Here is a 3,296-nt window from a genome sequence, read left to right on the forward strand (position 1 = left end):
CAAAAACCCCGATCTCAACGAGACCGGGGTTTTCACTGAATAAATGCTTGGCGATGACCTACTCTCACATGGGGAAGCCCCACACTACCATCGGCGATGACGCGTTTCACTGCTGAGTTCGGTATGGGATCAGGTGGTTCCACGGCTCTATGGTCGCCAAGCAAAACTGGTAACAAAGAGGATCTGAAAATTTGATTGTCTGTGTTGCCGCTACAAGCGTTCAACCGGTGCTCTTGCGAGCTGCGATAATCTGTTACGTTCAACCATTCATCTCAAACGCCTTGGGCGTTATATGGTCAAGCCTCACGAGCCATTAGTACTGGTTAGCTCAACGCCTTACAACGCTTACACACCCAGCCTATCAACGTCCTGGTCTCGGACGGCTCTACAGGGACCTCAAGGGTCCAGTGAGATCTCATCTTGAAGGGGGCTTCCCGCTTAGATGCTTTCAGCGGTTATCCCGTCCGAACGTAGCTACCCGGCAATGCCACTGGCGTGACAACCGGAACACCAGAGGTTCGTTCACTCCGGTCCTCTCGTACTAGGAGCAACTCTTCTCAAATCTCAAACGCCCACGGCAGATAGGGACCGAACTGTCTCACGACGTTCTAAACCCAGCTCGCGTACCACTTTAAATGGCGAACAGCCATACCCTTGGGACCGGCTTCAGCCCCAGGATGTGATGAGCCGACATCGAGGTGCCAAACACCGCCGTCGATGTGAACTCTTGGGCGGTATCAGCCTGTTATCCCCGGAGTACCTTTTATCCGTTGAGCGATGGCCCTTCCATACAGAACCACCGGATCACTAGAACCTACTTTCGTACCTGCTCGACGTGTCTGTCTCGCAGTCAAGCACCCTTCTACTCTTGCGCTCATTGGCTGATTTCCGACCAGCCTGAGGGTACCTTCGTGCTCCTCCGTTACTCTTTGGGAGGAGACCGCCCCAGTCAAACTACCCACCACACAATGTCCTCGATCCCGATAAGGGACCTGAGTTAGAACCTCAACAGTACCAGGCTGGTATTTCAAGGTTGGCTCCACCTGAACTGGCGTCCAGGTTTCAAAGCCTCCCAGCTATCCTACACAAGTAATGTCAAAGTCCACTGTGAAGCTATAGTAAAGGTTCACGGGGTCTTTCCGTCTAGCCGCGGGGACGCTGCATCTTCACAGCGAGTTCAATTTCACTGAGTCTCGGGTGGAGACAGTGTGGCCATCGTTACGCCATTCGTGCAGGTCGGAACTTACCCGACAAGGAATTTCGCTACCTTAGGACCGTTATAGTTACGGCCGCCGTTTACCGGGGCTTCGATCAAGAGCTTCGCCGAAGCTAACCCCATCAATTAACCTTCCGGCACCGGGCAGGCGTCACACCCTATACGTCCACTTTCGTGTTTGCAGAGTGCTGTGTTTTTAATAAACAGTCGCAGCCACCTGGTATCTTCGACCGGCATCAGCTTAGAGCGCGAAGCTCATCACCAACACCGGCGTGCCTTCTCCCGAAGTTACGGCACCATTTTGCCTAGTTCCTTCACCCGAGTTCTCTCAAGCGCCTTGGTATTCTCAACCTGACCACCTGTGTCGGTTTCGGGTACGGTCACACATAACCTGAAGCTTAGAGGATTTTCCTGGAAGCCTGGCATCAACCACTTCAGCTCATAAAGAGCTTCGTCATCAGGTCTCGGTCTTAAGGAGCCGGATTTGCCTAACTCCTCAACCTACACCCTTAAACGCGGACAACCAACGCCGCGCTGGCCTAGCCTTCTCCGTCCCCCCGTCGCAGTTATGCGCGGTACAGGAATATTAACCTGTTTCCCATCGACTACGCTTTTCAGCCTCGCCTTAGGGGCCGACTCACCCTACCCCGATTAACGTTGGATAGGAACCCTTGGTCTTCCGGCGAGGGGGTTTTTCACCCCCTTTATCGTTACTCATGTCAGCATTCGCACTTCTGATACCTCCACGGTGCCTCTCGGCTTCCGCTTCAACGGCTTACAGAACGCTCCTCTACCATGCCCTAAGGCATCCGCAGCTTCGGTATCCAGTTTGAGCCCCGTTATATCTTCCGCGCAGGCCGACTCGACTAGTGAGCTATTACGCTTTCTTTAAAGGATGGCTGCTTCTAAGCCAACCTCCTAGCTGTCTAAGCCTTCCCACATCGTTTCCCACTTAACTGGAATTTAGGGACCTTAGCTGGCGGTCTGGGTTGTTTCCCTTTCCACGACGGACGTTAGCACCCGCCGTGTGTCTCCCATGATTGCACTCTTGGGTATTCGGAGTTTGCATCGGGTTGGTAAGTCGGGATGACCCCCTAGCCGAAACAGTGCTCTACCCCCCAAGGTGAGACATGAGGCGCTACCTAAATAGCTTTCGAGGAGAACCAGCTATCTCCCGGCTTGATTAGCCTTTCACTCCGATCCACAGGTCATCCGCTGGCTTTTCAACGACAGTCGGTTCGGTCCTCCAGTTGATGTTACTCAACCTTCAACCTGCCCATGGATAGATCGCCGGGTTTCGGGTCTACTCCCAGCAACTAGACGCCCTATTAAGACTCGGTTTCCCTACGGCTCCCCTAAACGGTTAACCTTGCTACTGAAAGTAAGTCGCTGACCCATTATACAAAAGGTACGCAGTCACCGTCCGAAAACGGCTCCCACTGCTTGTACGTACACGGTTTCAGGGTCTATTTCACTCCCCTCACAGGGGTTCTTTTCGCCTTTCCCTCACGGTACTGGTTCACTATCGGTCAGTCAGGAGTATTTAGCCTTGGAGGATGGTCCCCCCATATTCAGACAGGATATCACGTGTCCCGTCCTACTCGATTTCACTGTAAATAGGTTTTCGCATACGGGGCTATCACCCACTATGGCCACACTTTCCAGAGTGTTCTGCTAACCACATCACAGCTTAAGGGCTGGTCCCCGTTCGCTCGCCGCTACTAAGGGAATCTCGGTTGATTTCTTTTCCTCCGGGTACTTAGATGTTTCAGTTCCCCGGGTTCGCCTCTCAACACCTATGTATTCAGTGAAGAGATACCCGCAAGCGGGTGGGTTTCCCCATTCGGAAATGTTAGGATCAAAGCGTGTTTACCCGCTCCCCTAACCTTATCGCAGGTTACAACGTCCTTCATCGCCTCTGACTGCCAAGGCATCCACCGTGCACGCTTATTCACTTGACCATATAACCCGAAGGCGTCTGTTCAAATGAATGGTTCGTAACGATTATCGCCGGTTGGCGCTTGTATCAAACAATACAAGACAATCTTTCAGATCCAATTTGTTAAAGAGCGTTTAAAGC

General features: G+C 52.6%; 2 rRNA genes. Both read right to left on the reverse strand.

Going from position 1 to position 3,296, the window contains the following annotated elements:
* Positions 1–45: 45 nt before the first annotated feature.
* Positions 46–161 (reverse strand): 5S ribosomal RNA (gene rrf, locus KTN04_RS16450).
* A 131-nt stretch (positions 162–292) separates the two neighbouring features.
* Positions 293–3,177, reverse strand: a 23S ribosomal RNA gene (locus KTN04_RS16455).
* Positions 3,178–3,296: the final 119 nt, after the last annotated feature.

It is taken from the genome of Marinobacterium weihaiense (assembly GCF_019061305.1).
GTDB lineage: Bacteria > Pseudomonadota > Gammaproteobacteria > Pseudomonadales > Balneatricaceae > Marinobacterium > Marinobacterium weihaiense.